Genomic DNA, 22069 nt, shown 5'->3' with positions numbered 1-22069 from the left:
CGCCACCTCCGACGGCGAGGTCGAGCTGCCGGCGACCGGCCGCTACGTCCTGGCCTTCCTCGGCTCCAACGCCTCCTCGCCCTTCGCCTACGGCTTCCGCGTCCTCACCCCCGAGACGGCCACGGCCCCCATGGCCCTGGGGACGGTCGTCGAGTCGACCATCGCCGAGCCGGGCGAGGTCGACGAGTACACCTTCAGCGGCGCGGCCGGCCAGCGGATCGCCATCGACCTGCGGAGCAACCTGGGGGGCACGATCCAGCTGCGTCTTCTCGACGACCTGGGCAACACGCTCCACACCTCTTCCGGCGATCTGCACTCGCTGACGCTGCCCCGCTCGGGCCAGTATCGGGTGGTGGTCGACGGCAACGGGGAGGCGACCGGCGTCTACGGCTTCCGCGTGGTCGACCTGGCGACGGCGCCGACGCCGACGATCGGCACGGACAGGGCCTTCGTCACCGTCCTGCTGGACGCGGCGGCGGCGAACCAGTCGTACGTCTACCACCAGACGGCCGACGGGACGGCGACGGACGGCTCGGATTACGTCGGCCGTTCCGGCTATGTCTACTTCGCCCCCGGCGTGACCTCGCGGGTGATCGTGGTCCCGATCGTCGGCGACAGGACCGTCGAGGGGAACGAGACGTTCCGGGTCGTGCTGAGCAGCCCGTCGTCGGGCCAGACGATCACCGACGGCGAGGCGGTCGTCACGATCCTCAACGACGACACGTCGGCGACGATGGCGATCGGCGACGTCGCCCGGGCCGAGGGGAGCGGCGGCGGGACGACCGACTTCGTCTTCACCGTGACGCTCTCCGAGGCGACCACGCAGCCCGTCACGGTGACGTACCGGACCGTCGACGGCACGGCGGCGGCGGGGACGGACTACACCGCGGCCTCGGGGACGATCACGTTCGCGGCCGGCGAGACCACCAAGACCATCACGGTCAGGGTCGCGGCCGACGACGACGGCGAGGCGAACGAGACGTTCTCCATCGAGCTGCTCTCCGCGACCAACGCCACGATCGCCGACGCCGTCGGCCAGGGAACCATCCTCAACGACGACGCCCGCGTCTCGATCGACGACGTGGTCGTGACGGAGGGGGATTCGGGGACCACCCAGGTCGTCTTCACCGTGACCCTATCCTCGGCGAGCAGCCTTCCGATCAGCGTCAACTGGGCGACCGCCAACGGCGCGGCCGTCGCCCCCTCCGACTACGACACGGCCACCGGGACGCTGACCTTCGCCGCCGGCGAGACCAGCAAGACGATCACCGTCCTGGTCCGCGGCGACTCGGCCGCCGAGGCCGACGAGACGTTCTTCGTCGATCTCTCCAACGCGGTCAACGCCGCGTTCGCCAAGTCGCGGGGGACGGCGACCATCCGCAACGACGACGCGGAGTTCCGCGTCCTCGACGCCGCGATCGCCGAGGGGGACTCGGGGACCAGGAACCTCCAGTTCACGGTCTACATCCCCCACGCGACCACGAAGACCGTCTCGGTGAAGTACGCCACCGCCGACGGCACGGCCCAGGCGGGCTCCGACTACACGGCCGTCTCCGGGACGCTCACCTTCGCCCCCGGCGAGACCAGCAAGGTGGTCCTCGTCCCGATCCTGGGCGACGCCGCCCCCGAGGCGCACGAGACGTTCCTCGCGAGGCTCTCCGAGCCGACCAACGCGACGATCGTCGACGGCGAGGCGACGGGGACCATCTACAACGACGACACGACGATCTCGATCGACGACCTCGCGATCGTCGAGGGGGACTCGGGGACCACGACGGCCCTGGCGACCGTGCGGCTCTCCGTCGCCAGCACGTCCGCGGTGACGGTCCGGTACGTCACCGCGAACGCGACCGCGACGGCCGGGTCCGACTACGCGGCCGTCTCCGGGACGCTGACCTTCGCCCCCGGCGAGACCGTCAAGACGATCGCGATCCCGGTGATCGGCGACACGGCCTCCGAGGCCGACGAGCAATTCCACGTCGACCTGAGCGACGCCACGGCGGCCCTGATCGCCGACTCCCGGGCGACCGTGACCATCCGCAACGACGACGGCTCCTTGCGGGTCGCGGGCGTCTCCGCGGCCGAGGGGGACTCCGGGGAGCGGACCTTCGACTTCGTGGTCTCGCTCGACCACGCCTCGACGAGGCCCGTGACCGTGGACTACGCCACCGCCGACGGCGCGGCGACGGCCGGGTCCGACTACGCGGCCGTCTCCGGCGCGCTGACCTTCAACCCCGGCGAGACGACAAAGGTCGTCCGCGTCCGGGTCGCGGGCGACGTGCTGGTCGAGGACGACGAGGACTTCCGGCTCGTGCTCTCGAGCCCGATCAACGCCGTCCTGGCGACGGCCTCGGCGACCGGCGTGATCCGCAACGACGACGCCGTCCCCAGCCTCGCGATCGGCTCCGTGTCCGTGGGGGAGGGGCACTCGGGGGCCGTCGCCGCCACCTTCACCGTGACCCTCTCCGCCGCCAGCTCCAGGGAGGTGACGCTCGCCTACGCCACGTCGTCCGGCACGGCCACGTCGGGCGTCGACTTCGCGGCCGCCTCCGGCACGCTGACCTTCGCCCCGGGCGAGACCAGCAAGACCATCGTCGTGAACGTCACCGGCGACCTGCTCGACGAGGACAACGAGACGTTCACGGTGACGATCTCCGACCCGACCAACGCCACGATCGCCGCCGGCCAGGCCGCCGGGACGGGGACGATCCTGGACGACGACGCCCCGCCGACGATCTCGATCGCCGATCGGACCGTCGGCGAGGGGGACTCCGGGACCACCCCGGCCGCCTTCACGGTCTCGCTCTCCGCCCCCAGCGGCAAGGCGATCACGGTGAGGTACGCGACCTCCTCCGGCACGGCGACCTCCGGCGTCGACTTCGAGGCCGCCTCCGGGACGATCGCCTTCGCCCCGGGCGAGACCACCAAGACGATCTTCGTGAACGTCCTGGGCGACCTGGTGGTCGAACCGGACGAGGCGTTCCGCGTGACGCTCTCGGACGCGACCAACGCGACGATCGCCCGCGCCGAGGCCGTCGGCACGATTCTCGACGACGAGGGCGTCCCCAGCCTCTCGATCGGCGACGCGAGCGTGACCGAGGGGGATGCCGGGACGGTCGCCGCCTCCTTCACCGTGACCCTCTCCGCCGCGAGCGCCAGCCCGGTGACGGTCGAGTACTGGACCTCCTCCGGCACGGCGACCTCCGGCGTCGACTTCGAGGCCGCCTCCGGCGCGATCACCTTCGCCGCGGGCGAGACCAGCAAGACGATCACCGTCCTGGTCCGCGGCGACCTGCTCCACGAGGACGACGAGACGTTCTCGGTCGCGCTCTCCGGCGCGACCGGCGCGAACGTCGCCTCCGGCGTCGGGGCCGGGACCATCCGCGACGACGACCCGGCGCCCACGATCTCCGTCGGCGACGCGACCGTGAGCGAGGGGGATTCGGGGACGGTCGACGCCGTCTTCACGATCAGCCTCTCCGCGCCCAGCGGCAAGGCGGTCACGGTCCGATACGCGACGGCCGACGGCGCGGCCGCGGCCGGCGACGACTACGAGGAGGCGTCAGGGACCGTCACCTTCGCCCCCGGCGAGACGACCAGGACCGTCGTCGTCCGGGTCAAGGGAGACGTTGCGGTCGAGTCCGACGAGACCTTCGTCGTCAACCTCTCCTCGCCGACCGGCGCGACGATCGCCGACGGGGTGGGGGTCGGCACGATCGTCAACGACGATCGCGAGGCCGACCCGGCCCCCACCGTCGCGTCCATCGTCGTCGACGACGGGACCGCCCAGCGCTCCATGGTCCGCTCGCTGACCGTCACGTTCAGCGAGGAGGTGACGCTCGCCCCGGGCGCGTTCGAGTTGCGGCGGGCCGACGGCTCGCCCGTCGCCCTTCAGGCGCAATCCCGGGTCGAGGCCGGTCGCACGGTCGTCGTCCTGACCTTCACCGGCGCGGGGATCGTCGGCGGGTCGCTGGCCGACGGGAACTATACCCTGACCATCCTGGCGGATAAGGTGGCGGACGCGGCGGGCCAGCCTCTCGACGCCGACGGGGATGGGACGGCCAATGACGCGGCGATCTTCGAACTGTACCGCTTCTTCGGAGACCTCGACGGCGACCGGGACGTCGACGCGGCGGATTACGCGGCGCTCCACCGGCTCCGCGGCCTCGCCGGCTACCTCTCCGCCCTCGACTCCGACGGGGACGGCGACGTGGATGCCGTGGACACCACGGCCTTCCTCGTCAACTACCGCAAGACCCTGAAAAAGTCCTGAGCCTTACGGCCGTCGGTGGGCGGGAGGCCCCGACTCCCGCCCCCCGACGCGGCGACCCATCATCACCGACCTCGCCCCTGGAACGAGAGCAAAACGCCATGAAAATCCGCCATCTCTGGCTCCTGACCCTCCCGCTCGCATTCGGCGCCCCGGCGGCCCGCGGTGCCCTGGTCTACAGCCTGGCCGCCGAACAGTCGAATTATTCCGTGAACGTCGGCGAGACGGTCGCGGTCCGGATCTACCTCGTCGAGGAGGCGACCGACGGCGAGGCGTCCCAGCTCATGGGGACGGACGCCGGGCTCATCTCGGCCGGCTTCCGCCTGGCTTATGGCGCGTCGGACCCGTCCCAGGTCCTCGCCCCGACCGACATCCAGAATAACCCGGCCTTCGACTCCGCCTTCACGCTGGAGACGGGCGCGGACCCGGGCGAGGCCTGGCTGCTTGAGGACGTCGATTTCGGCTCCTCGCCCGCCCAGGGCGTCGAGCGGTCGCCGGGCGTGGTCGCCCTGTGGCTGGGCACGTTCACCTTCACGGCCCAGGCGGCCGGGACCACGGTCGTCGCGATCGAGGACTTCGACACGGATCCGTCGTTCGTCAACTTCACCCTCGCCTCGTTCGAGGCCCTGGACGACGTGCTCCAGTCGGGCCGGTTCACGATCAACGCCACCGCCCCGGGAGTCATCCCCGAGCCCTCGACCATCATCATGGCGGCGACCGCCTCCCTCGTCCTGCTCCCCATCCTCCGACGGCGCCCCCCCCGCTGACCGTCCCCACCGCGGCGGGACGGCGAGCGCCGTCCCGCCGGGCGTCAAGCCTCCCCCTCCCCCGTCTCCTTCGGGATGAACCACCGAGGTCGCGACGACGCCCCCCCGTCGCGCCACGTCCTTGAGCGGTCGCGCCGCGACGGGTATGTTCGCCGGGGTTGGAGATTTGTTCCGCGTCCCCGATCGGAGGCTAGGCGATGTTCGCGAGGAGCGGCGGCGGTCGGCGGGAGTTCTTGAAGGTGGCGGCCTCCGGGGCGACGCTCGCGGCGCTGGGTGAGACGCCCCGGGTCGCCTCGGCCGCGATCCGCGCGAGGAACGACCGGCCCCGGCTGGCGCTGATCGGCGCCGGCGGCCAGGGGACGTGGGACGCCATCTCCGCGTCGCGCTTCGGCGATTTCGTCGCGATCGCCGACGTCGACCGCGCCCACGCCGAGCGGGCCCGCGACCACGACCGGATCGGCAAGAAGCAGGCCGACATCCACGAGGACTACCGCGCGATCCTCGATCGCGACGACGTCGACGCCGTCATCGTCGGCACGCCCGACCACTGGCACACCAAGATCTGCATCGACGCCATGAAGGCGGGCAAGGACGTGTACTGCGAGAAGCCGCTGACCCTCACCATCGACGAGGGGAAGAAGCTCCGCCAGGTCGTCGAGGAGACGAAGCGGATCCTCCAGGTCGGCACCCAGCAGCGCAGCGACCACAACAAGGTGTTCCTGCTGGCCGTCGCCCTGGTCCGCTCCGGGCGGATCGGCAAGATCCGGAAGGTCACCGCGGCCATCGGCGCGGGCCCCTCCTCCGGCCCGCTCCCCCCCGAGACGCCGCCCCCGGGCCTCAACTGGGACCTCTGGCTGGGCCAGGCCCCGATGGTCGACTACACCCCCAAGCGCTGCCACGCCGACTTCCGCTGGTGGTACGAGTATTCCGGCGGCAAGCTCACCGACTGGGGCGCCCACCACGTCGACGTCGCCCACTGGGGGCTGGCCAAGGACGACACCGGCCCGACCACGATCGAGGTCGAGCGGGCCGAACTCCCCGTCGCCTTCAAGGACGGCTGGCCCGAGGCCTCCGACCGCTACAACACCGCCACGACGTTCCAGATCAAGGCCACCTTCGCCGACGGCGTCCCGCTCATCATCCGCGACGACACCGAGAACGGCGCGCTCTTCGAAGGCGAGCACGGCAAGATCTTCGTCACCCGCGACCGCATCGACCTGGAAGGGGGCGCCGTCGCCGGGCTCTACCGCGACCCGGTCCCCGAGTCGCTCCTGCGCGAGCTGCGGCACGGCAAGCCGCTGGACGGGCACATGGAGAACTTCTTCGCCTGCTGCGCCGACCGCGGCAAGCCCGCCGCCGACGTCTGGAGCCACCACCGCTCCCTGACCACCTGCCACCTGGCCAACATCGCCATCCGCCTGGGCAACCGCAAGCTGACCTGGGATCCCGAGAAGGAGGCCATCGTCGGCGACGACCAGGCCAACGCCTTCCTCACCCGCCCCCAGCGCGCCGGTTACGAAGTCGTCGCCTGAGCCCGTCGGCGTGGTTCACCGACCCGGAGCCCGCGACTTCGCGGGGCGCCCCTCGCGGGCGCCCCGCCCCGGCCCGCGCGCGGTCGCCGTTCGACGCCGCGCCCGAAAGGCTGTAGCCCCTCGCCCCCGCGCCCGCGAGGGGCTAGAGTGGGGCGTGAGCGAGGTTCGACGAACCGATGGGAATGCTGGGAGGAATCGACGCATGGACCGTCGCGGGTTTCTCAGGACGGGCGCGGCCGGGCTGGCCTTGCCGGCGGCGTTTCGGGCCAAGGCCGAGGAGGTCGCCGATCAGCCGGTGAAGCGGGTCGGGGTGATCGGGCCGGGCTGGTACGGCAAGGTCGACCTGCTGCGGCTGATCCAGGTCGCCCCCGTCGAGGTCGTCTCGCTGTGCGACGTCGACAAGCGGATGGTCGAAGAGGCCGCCGAGATCGTCTCCCATCGCCAGGCTTCGAAGAAGAAGCCGCGTACCTACGGCGACCACAGGGAGATGCTCAAGGAGAAGGATCTCGACATCGTCCTGGTCGGCTCCCCCGACCACTGGCACGCGCTGCACGCGATCGCGGCGATCGAGGCCGGGGCCGACGTCTACTGCCAGAAGCCCATCAGCCACGACGTCGCCGAGGGGACGGCGATGCTCAGGGCCGCTCGCAAGCACGGCCGTGTGGTGCAGGTCGGCACCCAGCGCCGGAGCACGCCCCACCTGATCGAGGCGCGCGACGCCATCATCAAGGAAGGGAAGCTCGGCCGGATCGCGTTCGCCGAGTGCTACTGCTACTACCACTCCGGGGGCGGCCCCGTCACCGAGGGGCCCCCGCCGGACTACCTGGACTGGGAGACGTACGTCGGCCCCGCCAAGATGCGGGCGTACAACCCCAGCATCCACCCGCGCGGCTGGCGTGGGTACACCGAGTTCAGCAACGGGATCGTCGGCGACATGGCGATCCATATGCTGGACGCGATCCGCTGGATGCTGGACCTCGGCGCGGCGAAGTCGGTCTCGTCGATCGGCGGGATCAAGATGCCGCGCCAGGGGCCGCGGGACATCAGCGACACCCAGGTCGCCACCTTCAAGTTCGGCGACGTCGACGTCGTCTGGCAGCACCGGACGTGGGGCTCCAGCCCCGACCCCAAGTACCCCTGGGGCGGGACGATCCACGGCGACAAGGGGACGCTGAAGTTCGGCCTCAACGGCTATGACTTCATCCCCAACGAGGGCACCCCGATCCATCGCGACGTGACGATGGAGCTGGAGGAGTTCCCGGAAGACAAGACCGAGAAGGACCTGGAGCGCCACGTCGCCCCGGCCGTCCGCTACCACATGCTGGACTTCCTCTCGGCGATCGCCACCCGGGGCAAGCCCGTCGCGGACATCGAGCAAGGCTACCTCAGCACCACCGCCTGCCTCCTGGCGAACCTCTCGATGAATCTCGGGCGCTCCGTCGCCTGGGACCCCGAGAACCATACGATCATCGGCGACGACGAGGCCCGCGCCCTGCTCAAGAAGCCCTACCGCGAGCCCTGGACCCACCCTGCCGACGCCTGAGCCGGATTCAAACGCCCTTCCCCCCTGGTGGGGGAAGGTGGCCCGGAGGGCCGGATGAGGGGGGGACGAGCGAGACGGCCTTTGGGGATCGCGGAGGCTTCCCCCAAGGCCGGCGCCCTGGGCGGGGTTTCGAAATCCGGGACTCCGCGGGCAACCGCCCCCTCATCTGACCGCTTCGCGGTCTGTCTTCCCCCACCAGGGGGGAAGACCGTTCGTGACGGCGGTCCCGCTATTCGCGAACATCCATTCTCTTGCAATCGAGGACCTCTCCATGACCCGCCCGTCCGCATCCGAATCGTCCCGCCGCGAGCTGTTCCGCGGGGCCGCGGCGACCGTCGCCGCCGGCGTCGTGCTGGGGGGCGCGGGCGCCGCGTCCGCGTCCGCGTCCGCGCCGGCCGGCAAGAGGTCGGCCGCCGAGGGGCGGCTGAAGCAGTCGGTCTGCCGCTGGTGCTACGGCAAGATCTCGCTCGACGACCTCTGCTCGGCGGCCGTCGGAATGGGCCTTGTCGGGATCGACCTGCTCGGCCCGGCCGACTTCGAGACGCTCAAGAAGCACGGCCTGGTCTGCACGATGGTCGGCTCCGGCAAGCTGACCGACGGCCTCTGCGACCCCCAGTTCCACAAGGCGTCGATCGAGTCGGCCGCCGCCGCCATCGAGGCGACCTCGAAGGAAGGGTGGAAGAACGTCATCTGCTTCTCCGGCAACCGCCGGGGGATCGACGACAAGGTCGGCATGGACAACTGCGTCAAGGCACTCAAGGAGATCGTCCCGATCGCCGAGAAGGCCAACGTGATCCTCAACATGGAGCTGCTCAACAGCAAGGTCGACCACGCCGACTACATGTGCGACAACAGCAAGTGGGGCGTCGAGCTGGTGAAGCGCGTCGGCTCGGACAACTTCAAGCTGCTGTACGACATCTACCACATGCAGATCATGGAAGGGGACGTGATCCGCACCATCGAGCGGGACCACGCCGCCTTCGGCCACTACCACACCGGCGGCAACCCCGGCCGGAACGAGCTGGACGACACCCAGGAACTCAACTACAAGGCCATCGCCCGCGCCATCGCCGACACCAACGACGACGTCTTCTTCGCCCATGAATTCATCCCCACCCGCGACCCGCTGACGAGCCTCGCGGAAGCCGTGGATCTCTGCATCGTCTGATGTCCTCTATCGGGGGCGCCCCTCGCGGGCGCCCCGATCGCCCGAGGGTCGCCGCGTGCCGGTCGAAGCCAAGCCCCTTTTCCGCCCCGACGTACTCCGGCCGCGCCTGGCCGGGTTCCAGCTCCCCGGGGGCGCGGATTCCGCGCGCGAGATCCTGCGGCGTTGGGCCGACCTGCTCGGCTCGCCCCAGGCCGACTCGCTCAAGGAGCAGGAACTCCTGCCGGATTTCCTGACCGACGTCTTCCGCGGCGTCCTGGGCTACACGCGGGCCGTCGACGACAGGGATCGCTACACCTTCTCTCGCGAGAAGTACGTGCAGGTGGACGGCAAGTACGCCGACGCCGTGCTCGGCGATCTGGCCCCCGCGCCGGGGCGGGTGGCGGTCGTCGTCGAGGGGAAGGGGCCGAGGGATCCGCTCGACCGCCCGTTCGCCGGGCGCGGGATGTCGGCCGTGGACCAGGCGTATCGCTACGCCATCAACCTGCCGTGCGACTGGCTCGTCGTCACCTCCATGCGGCAGACCCGGCTCTACCACAAGGGCTCCGACCAGTACACCTACGAGCGGTTCGACATCAAGGCCCTCGCCCACGACGACGCCCAGTTCCGCCGGTTCGTCTTCCTCCTGGGCGCCGATCGCGTCGTCCCCCCCCCCCCCCCATCCAGCTTCCCCAATCGTCCCGGGCGCTGCCATCTCCATGACCTGCTCGCCGATTCGGAGAGGGTTGGCCGCGAGCTGACGCGGGAGTTCTACGTCCGCTACGCGAACATGCGGGAGGACGCCTTCGAGCACCTCCGGCGGGCGAACCCGGCCCTCGGCCCGCGCGAGGTCCTGGCCGCCACGCAGAAGATCCTGGACCGCGTCCTCTTCTGCGCCTTCTGCGAGGACCGCGGCCTCCTCCCCGGCGAGACCATCGCCCGCGCCTACGGCCACGCCGACCCCTACAACCCTCGGCCCGTCTGGGACAACTTCCGGGGCCTGTTCCGGGCGATGAACCTCGGCAATCCCGCGCTGAACATCCCGGCCTACAACGGGGGCCTGTTCGCCGACGACCCCGTCCTCGACCGGCTCGACGTCCCCGACGAGGTCTGCGGCTACTTCCGCGAGATCGCCGAGTACGACTACCGCCCCCCCCACGAGGCGACGGACGACGCCGAGCCGACGCGGGGCCGGCTGGTCGACGTCGACATCCTCGGCCACATTTTCGAACAGTCCATCACCGACCTCGAACGGCTCAAGAACGAGCTGGACGGGCTGACGAAGCCGCTCGCCCCGGCCGAGCACGCCAGCCGCCGCAAGAAGGAGGGGGCGTTCTACACCCCCGCCTTCATCACCCGCTACATCGTCGGCGAGGCCCTCGGCGCGGTGCTCGCCGACCGCTTCGACGCCCTCCGCCGCCGTCACGCGGAGGAGGCCGAGGGGACGGCCCGCCGCGTGCTCGCCGACCCCCGCGCCTACGACCCGGCCGCCCTGAACGGCCCCCAGCGCGCGGCGCTGGTCCGTTTCTGGGAGGGGTGGCAGGACGAGCTGGCGGGCGTCAAGCTCCTGGACCCCTCCTGCGGCAGCGGGGCGTTCCTCATCGAGGCGTTCGAACAGCTCTACCTCGCCTACCTGCAATCGAACGACCGGCTGGAGGAGCTGCGCGGGCACCGGACGCTGTTCGACCTCGACCGCCGCATCCTCCAGAACAACCTCTATGGCGTGGACCTGAACGGGGAGGCCGCGCAGATCGCCCGGCTGAGCCTCTGGATCAAGACGGCCCAGCGGGGGAAGGCGCTCACCAGCCTGGACCACGGCCTGCGCGTCGGCAACAGCGTCGTCGCCGACCCGGCCGTCCATCCCCGGGCGTTCGGCTGGGAGGCCGCCTTCCCGGAGGTGTTCGAGCGGGGCGGGTTCGACGTGGTCGTCGGCAATCCGCCGTATGTGCGGCAGGAGTGGATCGCCCCCTACAAGCCCTACCTGCAAGGGGCCTTCAAGACGTACCACGGCGTCGCCGACCTCTACGTCTACTTCTATGAGTTGGGGATGAAGCTGCTGCGCCCCGGGGGCCGGCTCTCGTTCGTCGTCACCAACAAGTGGCTCAAGGCCGCCTACGGCGAGCCGCTGCGGAGGTTCTTCGCCGAGGAGTCCTGGGTCGAGTCGGTGATCGACTTCGGCCACGCCAAGCAGATCTTCGAGGACGCGGACGTCTTCCCCTCCATCATCGTCGCCCGCAAGCCGACCGAGGCCCCCGCCCCCGCCACCACCCGCGTCTGCGCCATCCCCCGCGAACAACTCCGCATCGACGATTTAACCGAGCAAATCCAGGCCGAGGGGTTCGACGTCGAGCGGTCCCGGCTGACTGGCGAGGCATGGTCGCTGGAGCCGAAAGCGGTCGTGGAACTGATGGCGAAGTTACGGTTACGCGGCGTGCCGCTGGCGGAATTTGCTGGCGTTAAGCCGTACTACGGCGTTAAGACGGGGTACAATGAGGCGTTTCTCATAGACACGCCAACTCGTAACGCGCTGATCGCCAGCGACCCGGCATGCGAGGGGGTGATCCGGCCGTATCTCCGCGGCCAGGATATCGAAAGGTGGTCGCCCGATTGGGCGGGGCTCTGGATGATCGCCCTTAAGTCGAGTGGCGACCATCCCTGGCCGTGGGCGGACGCGGGAGAGCGGGCCGAGGATGTCTTCCGCGAGACATACCCCAGCCTCCATGGGCGCATGAAGCCGCTTCAGGCGGCCCTGACCAAGCGCCAGGACAAGGGTCGGAACTGGTGGGAGCTGCGATCGTGTGCGTACTGGAGAGCATTCGAAGGACCCAAGCTTTTTTACCAGGACATCACCTGGAAGGCCAATTTCTGCTTGGACGGGCGGGGCACACTCTCGAATAACACCATCTACTTCCTGCCGTGCGCTGACCCCTGGATCCTCGCGGTTCTGAACGCGCCGATCGGATGGTGGTTCGCCTGGCGCCAGGCTCAGCATGGCAAGGACGAGGCGCTCCGCTACTTCACCTCATTTCTCGAAGGCTACCCTATCCCACGGCCCTCCGACGAAGCACGAGAGGAGAGCGAGGCCCTCGTGGACCGGCTCATCCAGTCCGCTCAAGCTCGGCGGGATACCACACGGGGTCTCCTCGACTGGCTCCGAACGGAGCACGAAATCCCGGTGCCGAGCACCAAACTGCGAAGCCCGCTCGATCTCGATTCCGATGCCTTCGTCGCCGAGGTTCGGAAGGTCCGGGGGAAGAAGAAGCCGTTGAGCCTGGCGGGGCTCAAGAGCCTTCGCGAGGAGCACGAGCGGACCATCGCGCCGGCGCGGACGCTGGCGAGGAAGGCGTTGGAATTGGAGCATCGGGTGAGCGACCTGGTGAACCAGGCCTACGGGCTGACGCCGGAGGAGGTCGCGTTGATGTGGGAGACGGCCCCGCCCCGGATGCCCGTTCCGGCTCCTACCTCCTCGGCCTAGGATTCGGCGACGATCCGCTTGCCATGGCGGCTCTCAGTAACGCCCTTCCCCCCTCGCGGGGGAAGGTGGCCCGGAGGGCCGGATGAGGGGGAAGCCGAGCAGGCGGGGCGACGGCGTTCGCGACGGCCGGACGGGCGGGCCATCCCGCGCTCCGACGGCCCACGCGCCCGCCGCCCCCCTCTCCTGACCGCTGCGCGGTCTGTCCTCCCCCGCGAGGGGGGAAGACGCTCTCATGGCGGGCATCACCCATCCGCGGCCAGTTCGGCGAGGATCGCCTCGTTGGCCTCGGGGAATCGGTAGGCGGGGAGATCGGCCGGGGCGACCCAGCGGCAGGCGGGGTCTGGCGCGGCGTCGGGGTCGATGGGGGAGCAGTCGAAGAAGTGGAGGCGGACGAAGCCGTGGGGGTAGGCGTGCTCGACCACGGCGCGGAGGCGGTGGGGGAGGACGGCCAGGCCGGTCTCCTCCAGGCACTCGCGCGCTGTGGCCTGGTCGGGGGCCTCGCCGGGCTCGACCTTGCCGCCGGGGAACTCCCAGTAGCCGGCGTAAACCGTCCCGGCGGGACGCTCGCGGATCAGGATCCGGCCGTCCGGGACGCGCCGGATGATCCCGATGCCGACGAGCGTCGGCTCGCCCTCGGGCACGTCAGGCCTTCGCCTTTTCGAGGGCGCGGCCGGGGGAGCCCATGACGTTGTAGCCGCAGTCGACGTGCATGATCTCGCCGGTGATGCCGCTGGCGAGGTCGGACAGCAGGAACATGCCGGAGGAGCCCACCTCGTCGCGGGTGATGTTCCGCTGCATCGGCGAGACGGCGTCGTACAGGCCGGAGAGGTCGTCGAAGTCGCCCACGGCCGAGGCCGCCAGGGTCTTCACCGGGCCGGCGGAGACGGCGTTGACGCGGATGTTCCTGGGCCCCAGGTCGTAGGCCAGGTACTTCACCGCGGCGTCGAGCGCCGCCTTGCAGACGCCCATCATGTTGTAGCCGGGGACGACCTTCTCGCCGCCGTAATAGGTCAGCGTGAGGATCGAGCCGCCGTCGGGCATGACCTTGGCGGCCTCGCGCGAGACGGCGGCCAGGCTGTAGGCGCTGATCTCCATCGCGGTCTTGAACCCCTCGCGGCCGGAGTCCACGAAGGCGCACTTCAGGTCTTCCAGCGGCGCGAAGGCGATCGAGTGCAGGACGAAGTCGAGCTTGCCGTAGACCTCGCCGGCCTCGCGGAAGACGCGGGCGATGTCCTCGTCCTTCTGCACGTCGCAGGGGGTGATGAGCCGGGAGCCGAGCGGCTCGGCCAGCTTGCGGACGCGGCGCTCCATCTTGTCGCCGGGCAGGTGCGTGAAGCCGACCTCCGCCCCCTCGTCCACCAGCTTGCGGGTGACGGCCCAGGCGATGCTGAAATCGTTGGCGACGCCCAGCACGACGCCCTTCTTCCCGGTGAACAGTCCCATCGGTCCTCCCTCTCGGCGGCTTCTCGGCGATCCACGAATTCGACGGCGGCCCGATTCATCGTCCCGCGCGAAGTCCTGTACAATACCCGGACGACGACGGACGCCACAACGTCCAGTTTACCCGCGCGCCTCGCCCGTGATGCCGGAGACGACGATTGATCCGTCTCCTACCCCCCAACGGCCTTCTCCCCTTGAGGGAGAAGGTGGCCCGGAGGGCCGGATGAGGGGTGGACGAGCGAGACGGCCGTCGCGGCTCGAAGGGGCCTTCCGGGGCGGACGGCCCGCGCGAACGGTCGCAAAATCCGATGCTCGGCGGGCAAGCTCCCCCTCATCTGACTCCTTCGGAGTCCGTCTTCCCCCTCCAGGGGGGAAGATCGTTTATGATGCAGCTCCCGGATCGCGCCCCACGGCCCCTCAACCGCCACGCCCCGACGAGACGAGCCGACGTTGGAATCGACCCCCGCCATCCCCGCCCCCCCGTCCGACCCTCTCGGCCGGATCGTCCTGATCGGCGTGGCCGTGGGCGTGGCGCTGCGGCTGTGGGAGTACGCCACGCTCCGCTCGCTCTACATGGACGAGGTCGCGCTGCTGACGAACCTCGTCGGCGTGCCGGTGTTCGACTTCGCCCACGAGTTGAAGCAAGACCAGCTCGCGCCGCCGGGTTTCCTGGTCGTGGAACGGCTGCTGGTCCGGCTGCCGATGTGGGTCGGGGCGTCGGGCCGGCTGTTGCCGCTGGCCTGCGGCGTCCTGAGCATGTTCCTGGTCGCCCCGCTGGCCCGGCGATACGTCGACCGCCTCGCCGCGCCGATCGCCGTGTGGCTGCTGGCGCTGTCGGACCATCTCATCTACTACTCGGCCGAGATCAAGCCGTACACGGTCGACCTCGTCGCGGCCATGACGACGCTGCTGCTCGCCGTCCCGCCGGCCCCGGGCGAGCCGACGCGGCGACGCCTCCGCGCCCTGGCGATCTGGGGGGCGGTCGCGCCGTGGTTCTCGTTCCCGGTCGTCTTCGTGCTGGCCGGCGTGGGCCTCCACCTGGTCGCGAGGGCGTGGCGGGCCGAGGGCGCTCGCGGCGCGGCGAAGGCCGCGGCCGTCGGGGGGGCGTGGCTCGTCAGCTTCCTGGGCTGCTTCCTGATCTCCCGGTCGATCGTGAGCAAGCGCGACTTCCTCTGGGTCTGGTGGGACTTCGCGTTCCTGCCGATCCCCCCGCGGAGCTGGGAGAACGCCCGGTTCACGATGGAGACGGTCGCCAACGTCTTCATCAACCCGGCGAGCGTGCTGACCCCCTTCGGCTTCATCCCGACGGCCATCCTGGCGTCGGCGTTGGCCCTGATCGGCGCGGGCTCGCTCGGGCGTCGATGGCGCGGGGGGCTGTTCCTCGTCCTGGCGCCGCTGGTCGTCCACCTGGCGGTCTCGGCGCTGAGGCAGTACCCGTTCCACGGGCGGCTGATCCTCTCGCTGGTTCCGACGTATCACCTGCTGCTCGTCGAGGGCATGGCGGCCGTCGGCCGATGGGCGCGGCCCTGGGCGACGCTGGCCCTGGCCCTGGTCTTCCTCGGCGGCCAGGCCGGCGACATCTTCTGGAACCAGTTCGTCATGCCGAAGAACCGCTCCCGCCCGTTCGACACCCACGGCGACCTGAAGAACGACCTCCTGGACGAGCTGGACTATCGGCGCAAGATCCGGCCCTCGGGCGGCGACCTCATCGCGCCCCCGCCGCCGGCCCCTCCAGCACCGGAAGGGCCAGCGCGTCGAGTTCCTTGATGAACGCGGCGCGGGCCGCGCCGAGGGCGCTCTCGGTGGCGGCGCCCATGCGGAGCCCGCGCTCCTTCATCTCCGGGGTGATGACGCCGAGGCCCAGCGATTCGGCGATGTTGAAGACCGATTTCACCTGGGGATCCTCGCCGATCGCCGCCGCGTCCCCCGCCGGGACGTCCTCCGGCCGGACCACCGCGTTCCGGGCCCCGTACTCCACCCACCCGCGCGGCTCGCGGACCCACAGGGCGATCTCCACGCCGACGCGGCTCAGGTCGGGCGTCATGTCCAGCCGCGTGACCACCGCGCCGACGCCCCCCTGGCGGGCGATCCCCGCCAGCGCCGGGCCCAGCGGATCGGCCCCCCCGGCGTCCGGGTCGAGCAGGCGGCCGATCTGCCCCAGCGCCGCGCCCAGATCAAGCCGGGCGTCGAGCCTGCCGCCGTCGGCCGGCTCGGGGAGCAGGAGGCCCTGATAGCGGATGAACCGCCGGCCGGGATCGACCTGCAGCTCCGTCGCCGCGCGACGGGCCAGCCACTTCGATTCCGGCTCGGTCGTCAGGGAAGTGAGCCCGTCGAGCGACGGGAAATCGGTCCCCTCGGCGAGGAACCCGCGCGCCTCCACGGCGTCTCGGAGTTCGTCGGGCGATTTGCCCTCCGGGTCGGGCAGGTTGCTGGTCCACGCCAGGGCGAGCAGCCGACGATCGGGGTCGGTCGCGGGCTCGGCCGATCGGCAGCCGTCGCGGCCGATCCTCACCGACAGGAGGCGCGAATCGAGCGCCCCGGGCTCCTCCATGCGCCTCAGCTCGGCGTCGATCCAGGTCGTGACGCGGTCCTCGCCGACGGCCGCCTTGCGCTCGGCTCGCCACGCCGCCAGCCGCCGCCGACGCTCGGCGACCGCCGGCCGGCGCATGGTCTCGGCGTTGCGGACCCACCGCGCGGCGAGGTCCGGGACGTGGGCCTCGGCCCACTCGCGTCGAACGAGCATGTCGAACCCGACGCGCGGCCCGGCCGCCGGCGAGGTCACCAGCCCCAGCAGCTCCCGCCCGTCCTTCAACACCACCCGATCCGCCGTCGTCGTCGCCGGGGCCCCCGCCCCGGCCGGCGCCGGCTCCTGCAACCCCACGCACGCCGCCAGCAACCAAACGCCGATCATGACACGCCCTCCCCCGGGGTTCGGCCCGCCCGCTCGCCTCGGCTATCATAGCGGACGGAGCAACCGATAGGCCGAAGGAATCGAAACATGCCGATCGACCTCGCCCCCCTGGGCGATCGCGCGTTCCTCGCCCGGTTCGACGACGAGGACGACGCCCGCCGCTGGGCCGACGCCGTCCGCGCGCGCAAGCCGGCCGGCGCGGTCGACGTGGTGCTCGCCTATCGCTCGGCCGCCGTGATCGCCGACCCCGACCTGGGCGACCTCGACGCCCTGGAGGCCGCGCTCCGGGCCGTGTCGCCGGGCGACGCGCCGGCGGATCCCGGCTCGCTCCACGAGATCCCCGTGCTGTACGACGGCCCCGACCTGGCCGACGCCGCCGCGCGCCTGGGGATGTCGCCGGGCGAGTTGGTCGCGCGGCACTCCGCCCCGGAGTATCGCGTCTTCGCCATCGGCTTCCTCCCCGGGTTCCCCTACGCCGGATACCTGCCCGACGCCCTCCGCGGGCTGCCCCGGCGCGAGTCCCCCCGGACGACCGTGCCGGCCGGATCGGTGGCGATCGTCGGCCGCCAGACCGCCATCTATCCGACCGCCTCCCCCGGCGGCTGGCACCTGCTGGGCCGGACGCCGCTCCAGATCGCCTCCCCCCGCGCCGGCGACTTCCCCATCCGCGCCGGCGACCGCGTCCGATTCCGCCCCATCGACCGCGACGAGGGCCCGATGACCGTCCCCCATCCCATCGACGTGAACGCCGACCTCGGCGAAGGCGCCCCCCACGACGAGGCCCTGCTCGACCTCGTGACTTCCGCCTCCATCTCCTGCGGCGCGCACGCCGGCGACCCCGAGACGATCCGCCGCGCCCTCGGGGCCGCCCGCGCCCGGGGCGTCGTCGTCGGCGCCCACCCCGGCTACCCCGACCGCGAAGGGTTCGGCCGTCGCGACCGCGACATGACGGCGGCCGAGGTCGAATCCATGATCCGCGACCAGTGCGCCGACCTTCGCCGCCTCGCCGACGAGGAAGGCGTGGCGATCCGCTTCCTCAAGCCCCACGGCGCGCTCTACAACCAGGCCCAGCGTCGCGACGAGACGGCCCGGGGCGTGATCGCGGCGGCCGTGGCGCTCGGCCTCCCCCTGCTCGGCCAGCCGGGGACGCCCCTGGAATCGGCCGCCCGCGCCGCCGGGGTCGCCTTCATCGCCGAGGGATTCCCCGACCGCCTTTACCGCCTCGACGGCTCCCTCGCCCCCCGCGACGACCCGGACGCCGTCCTCGCCGCCGAGGATCTCCCGGCCAACGTCCGCGCCCTGCTCGCCCAGCGCCGCGTCGACACCCTCTGTATCCACGGCGACCACCCCGAGGCCCTCGCCAACGCCCGCCGTCTCCGCGCGATCCTGGACGCCCTGGCCATCCCCGTCCGGGCTTTTTCCCCGATCGCGACGGAATCATGAAATCTCGTCGACCGACCCCGCGATCATCCCATCGTGCCGGACTCCCGGCATCGGGGACGGCCCCCGGCTCCTTGGCAAGTCGAAAGTCGGAAACGACCCCACGAAGGGCCGGGCGATCAAGCTACGCGCCCAGCGCCCGCCGGAACGCCGAGAGCGTCGGCCCCGACGGCGACGCGTCGAGGACCGAGAAGACGACGCGCTCGAACCGGCCCGCCCAGGGCCCGCGCGAGAGGTGCTCGGCGAACGCCTCGGCCACCACGGCGGGGTCGTTGCGGAAGACTCCGCAACCCCACGCGCCCAGCACCAGCCGCCGGCATCCCCGGGACGCCGCCAGGGCCAGCACGCATTCCGAGCGCCGGCGGAACGTCTCCGGGATGGCCGACGACTCCGACGGCCGGTTGGCGGCGATGGCCCCGGCGTTCGGGGCCGCGCTCGTGATGAACGTCGCCGCCATCGGCTCGTCGAGCAGCCGGCCGTCGTCGTCCCGGAATATGGGGCAGGCCGGGGAGAGGATCATGGCGTCGGAGTACAGCAAGGATGGGGACGCCCGATGGCGCTCGTGGAATTCCGAGGCACGCAGCTGCGACGCATACAGTGCCGAGCTTCGGGCCAGCGATTCCTCCTGCGCCTGGCTGCCGCCGAGGAACCCGCCGCCGGGGTTCTTCGCCGAGGCGAAGTTCAACACCGCCACCGGCCCCTCGCCCCGCGACAGCACGCGCGAGACCCCCGCCAGGGTCGTCTCGTTGACGACCTCGATGGCCGCGGCCCCTTCGCCCCCCGGCCGCGCCGATTCCTCGTCGCGGATCCGGGCGATTTCCTCGGGGGGGTGGAATCGCGTCCCGTCCAGGCAGGCGCGGACGGCTTCGCCGATGTCGACGGCGCGACCCGACTCGGAGCGATAGGCCCCCCGCTCGACGATCTCGACCGTCTCCCTGGCCATCGCCGCCCGCGTCGATCGATTCATGGCGAGCCCCTCGGAAAACCACTTCGAATACGACGAACGAAGCCAACTTGATTCCGCCGCAAACTACTATAGACATGAAACTTGGCGCGCGTCACCGGGAAACCAAGGCGCGCGAACGAAGCCAAACTCCCGCGGTCCCGGGGATGGCGGAAAACGACCACCGGCGAGTGATCGAGAGGGCCCCACGAATGTCGCTGCTCGTCGTCGATCCCGGCTTCTTCACGACCATCCAGGACCTGGGAAGGCCGGGCTCGCGGGCGTTCGGGGTGCCGCTGGGGGGGGCCGCGGATCGCGAGTCGCTCATGATCGCCAACGCCCTGGCGGGCAACCCGGCCGGGCTCGCGGCGCTGGAGATGACGATCCGGGGCGGGACGTTCGAGGCCCTGTCCGACCTCGGCGTCGCGCTGGCCGGGGCCAGGGTGGAGGCGGAGGTACTTGGCGCGGAGGGGCGGCGAAGGGTGGCGGTCCCGGGGAGCGCGGCCATGAGGCGGGGCGATCGGCTCGCGGTGGGCCGGATGGAGGGCGGCGCTCGGACGTATCTCGCCACGCCGGGCGGGTTCGGCGGGGAAGCCTGGATGGGAAGCCGATCCGCCGAGGCCCCCCTGAAGGCCGGGGAGATCCTCCCCGCCGGTCCCGGCCGACTGGCCTGGCGACGGCCGGCGGACGTCGCGTCGGACGACGCCTCGGCCCCGATCCGGCTCCTCCCCGGGCCGGACTGGTCGCTCCTGCTCGACCCGGACGAGCTGACGCGGGCCCCGTTCCGGGTCGACCCCCGGAGCAATCGGATGGGGCTGCGGCTGGGAGGCCCGACGGTCGCCGCGACGCCGACGCCCGAGCGGCTCTCGGCCCCGGTGACGCCGGGGGCCGCGCAGGTGGCGGGGGGGACGCTGATCGTCCTGGGGGTCGCGTGCGGCACGATGGGGGGCTATCCGCACGTCGCCCAGGTCATCTCGGCCGACCTCGACCGTCTCGGCCGCCTCCGTCCCGGAGACCCGATCTGCTTCGCCCCCGTCACGCTGTCGGAGGCCCGCCGGCTGGACCGCGACCGCCGCGACGCCCTCCACGCGCGGGCCAATCGGATCCGCTGGGCGGCCCGCGACGGGGCGTGTTGAGCTTGCCGATCGGGGCCTCTTGGGGTACATCACGACCTCGCCACGTCGCCTCTCTCGGGTTATAGGCAGGGGTTCGTCCGATGTCGCATGCTCGCCGAGCCCGGCTCGTCCTGGCGGCTTTGGCCTGCACGGCCGCCGCCGCGTCAGCCGGATGCCGATCGCCGTTCCACAGGTTCGCGGACGTCGCCGTGCCCGACGCTCCGGGGGCCGTCGCGACCGTCGACCGGAAGGATGTCCCCGAGACGGCCCACGCGGCGGCCGTCGCCCCCCCCGTCGAACTCCCGAACGTGCCGGTCGAGCCCGTCGCCACGCCGATGCTCGACGCCGCCCTGCGCCGGGCCGAGGCCGCCGAGGAAGCCCGTCGCGAGGCCATCCGAGAGGCCGAGGCCGCCGCCTCGCGGGCACCCGAGCCGGCGGTTCAGCCCGACCCCGCCCCCCCCCCGGCGGAGATCGCGCCCCCGACGATGGCCCCCCCCGCGGACGAGCCCGCGCCCAAGGTCGACCCGGCCGTCCGGACCGCCTCGGACCCGGTCGAGGTTGAAGTCGAGGACGAGGAGACCGACGAGGAGGGGGCGGAAGCCCCCCCCCTCGCCTCCGCGCCGGCGGAACAGTCAACGGCACCGCCGTCTCCCCCCGCCCCGACGGCGGATCCCGAGCCGATCCCCCAGCCGCCCGACGCCGTCGCGCTCGCCGTTGCCGCCCCTCCCATTAATAAGGAAGGGGCCGACGACGAGCTGACCATCGACACGGTCCAGCTCTGCCGCAAGATCGTCGACTTCGGCAACTACGAGCCGCTGAGGGATCGGACCCTGCGGCCCGGCCGCTCGGCCCTGATCTACTGCGAGCTGGGGGGCCTGGAGTATCGCCAGGAGGGCGGCGAGTTCGTCGCCCGGGTCGCCACCCGCGTCGAGCTGATCCGCCCGGCCGACGGCGCCAAGGTCTGGGAGGTCGCCGACAGCGCGATCGACCGCCGCCCCGCCCGCCGCCGGGACGTCTACGTCGGCACGATGGTCACGCTGCCGGACTCCATCGCCCCGGGCGATTACACGCTGCGGCTCTACCAGGCCGACGCCACGTCCGGCGGGACAGCCTCGACCGAGCTTGCCGTCACGATCGCGCGCTGACCCCATTTCCCCCGACGCGGACGACCTCGCGCCTTGCCCGGCCCGCCATCGCGGCCCACAATCAAGGCAGCCACTTCGACCGCAACGATATCGGGGGATGAGACGATGACGATCGCGATCCGGCCGCGCGCCCTGGCCTTCGGCCTCATCGCGTCGGCGGCGGCCCTGCTCGGGCTCGGCCCCGACGCTCGCGCCCAGGACGAGCCCGCCGACGGCCAGGTATTCGGCGGCGCGGGGTTCGACGCCGAGGCGGCCCCGCCGGCCCAGGATCCGGGCGAGATGGAAGGCGAGGCGATGGAAGGCGAGGCGTCGCCCGACGCCCCCCGTCGCGGTCGCGCCCCGGG

General features: G+C 71.5%; 15 protein-coding genes. 11 read left to right on the top strand and 4 right to left on the bottom strand.

Translation table 11 applies throughout. The features are described from left to right. The 6 genes from WG209_RS21040 to WG209_RS21015 form a co-directional block, all read left to right on the top strand. A partial coding sequence (locus tag WG209_RS21040) for a Calx-beta domain-containing protein (protein ID WP_337177061.1) occupies positions 1-4273 on the top strand: 4273 nt, incomplete at its 5' end. A gap of 98 nt (positions 4274-4371) precedes the next feature. Next, positions 4372-5037, top strand: coding sequence for a hypothetical protein (locus tag WG209_RS21035; protein ID WP_337177060.1), 666 nt, complete (start codon positions 4372-4374; stop codon positions 5035-5037). A gap of 197 nt (positions 5038-5234) precedes the next feature. Beyond that, complete coding sequence (locus WG209_RS21030; protein ID WP_337177059.1) at positions 5235-6569, top strand: Gfo/Idh/MocA family oxidoreductase; 1335 nt, start codon at positions 5235-5237, stop codon at positions 6567-6569. A 202-nt stretch (positions 6570-6771) separates the two neighbouring features. Then, on the top strand, positions 6772-8112 hold the full coding sequence (locus WG209_RS21025) for a Gfo/Idh/MocA family oxidoreductase (RefSeq protein ID WP_337177058.1): 1341 nt from the start codon (positions 6772-6774) through the stop codon (positions 8110-8112). A gap of 271 nt (positions 8113-8383) precedes the next feature. After that, positions 8384-9280 carry a TIM barrel protein gene (locus WG209_RS21020; RefSeq protein WP_337177057.1) on the top strand — a complete coding sequence of 299 codons (897 nt, stop codon included), beginning with the start codon at positions 8384-8386 and terminating at the stop codon, positions 9278-9280. A gap of 55 nt (positions 9281-9335) precedes the next feature. After that, positions 9336-12731, top strand: a complete 3396-nt coding sequence (locus WG209_RS21015) for a DNA methyltransferase (RefSeq protein WP_337177056.1) — start codon at positions 9336-9338, stop codon at positions 12729-12731. A 242-nt stretch (positions 12732-12973) separates the two neighbouring features. On the opposite strand, the gene WG209_RS21010 is transcribed toward WG209_RS21015, so the two are convergent. Together WG209_RS21010 and WG209_RS21005 are read right to left on the bottom strand one after the other, a co-directional pair. Continuing rightward, positions 12974-13372: a (deoxy)nucleoside triphosphate pyrophosphohydrolase gene (locus WG209_RS21010; protein ID WP_337177055.1), complete on the bottom strand. Its 399-nt coding sequence runs from the start codon at positions 13370-13372 to the stop codon at positions 12974-12976. A 1-nt stretch (position 13373) separates the two neighbouring features. Further along, positions 13374-14174: an enoyl-ACP reductase gene (locus WG209_RS21005; RefSeq protein ID WP_337177054.1), complete on the bottom strand. Its 801-nt coding sequence runs from the start codon at positions 14172-14174 to the stop codon at positions 13374-13376. Positions 14175-14621: 447 nt separating this feature from the next. Here WG209_RS21005 and WG209_RS21000 point away from each other — a divergent pair, with 447 nt between their 5' ends. Then, positions 14622-15938 (top strand): hypothetical protein, encoded by a 1317-nt coding sequence (locus tag WG209_RS21000; RefSeq protein WP_337177053.1) that lies wholly within the window; start codon positions 14622-14624, stop codon positions 15936-15938. Here the strand turns inward: WG209_RS21000 and WG209_RS20995 are convergent. After that, positions 15877-17082 (bottom strand): hypothetical protein, encoded by a 1206-nt coding sequence (locus WG209_RS20995; protein ID WP_337177052.1) that lies wholly within the window; start codon positions 17080-17082, stop codon positions 15877-15879. The two genes, WG209_RS21000 and WG209_RS20995, sit on opposite strands and share 62 nt — an antisense overlap. An 87-nt stretch (positions 17083-17169) precedes the next feature. Here WG209_RS20995 and WG209_RS20990 point away from each other — a divergent pair, with 87 nt between their 5' ends. Further along, positions 17170-18525, top strand: a complete 1356-nt coding sequence (locus WG209_RS20990; RefSeq protein WP_337177051.1) for a LamB/YcsF family protein — start codon at positions 17170-17172, stop codon at positions 18523-18525. A gap of 121 nt (positions 18526-18646) precedes the next feature. On the opposite strand, the gene WG209_RS20985 is transcribed toward WG209_RS20990, so the two are convergent. Then, on the bottom strand, positions 18647-19489 hold the full coding sequence (locus WG209_RS20985; protein WP_337177050.1) for a TIGR02452 family protein: 843 nt from the start codon (positions 19487-19489) through the stop codon (positions 18647-18649). A 188-nt stretch (positions 19490-19677) separates the two neighbouring features. On the opposite strand from WG209_RS20985, the gene WG209_RS20980 reads away from it, so the two are divergent. The 3 genes from WG209_RS20980 to WG209_RS20970 all read left to right on the top strand — a co-directional run. Further along, positions 19678-20601 (top strand): biotin-dependent carboxyltransferase family protein, encoded by a 924-nt coding sequence (locus WG209_RS20980; RefSeq protein WP_337177049.1) that lies wholly within the window; start codon positions 19678-19680, stop codon positions 20599-20601. Positions 20602-20789: 188 nt separating this feature from the next. Continuing rightward, positions 20790-21725 (top strand): hypothetical protein, encoded by a 936-nt coding sequence (locus WG209_RS20975; protein ID WP_337177048.1) that lies wholly within the window; start codon positions 20790-20792, stop codon positions 21723-21725. A 105-nt stretch (positions 21726-21830) separates the two neighbouring features. Next, on the top strand, positions 21831-22069 hold a 239-nt coding region (locus WG209_RS20970), incomplete at its 3' end, for a hypothetical protein (protein ID WP_337177047.1).

This window comes from Paludisphaera sp., assembly GCF_037189885.1.
Classification (GTDB): domain Bacteria; phylum Planctomycetota; class Planctomycetia; order Isosphaerales; family Isosphaeraceae; genus Paludisphaera.
This window is presented reverse-complemented; position numbering and strand designations above follow the sequence as displayed.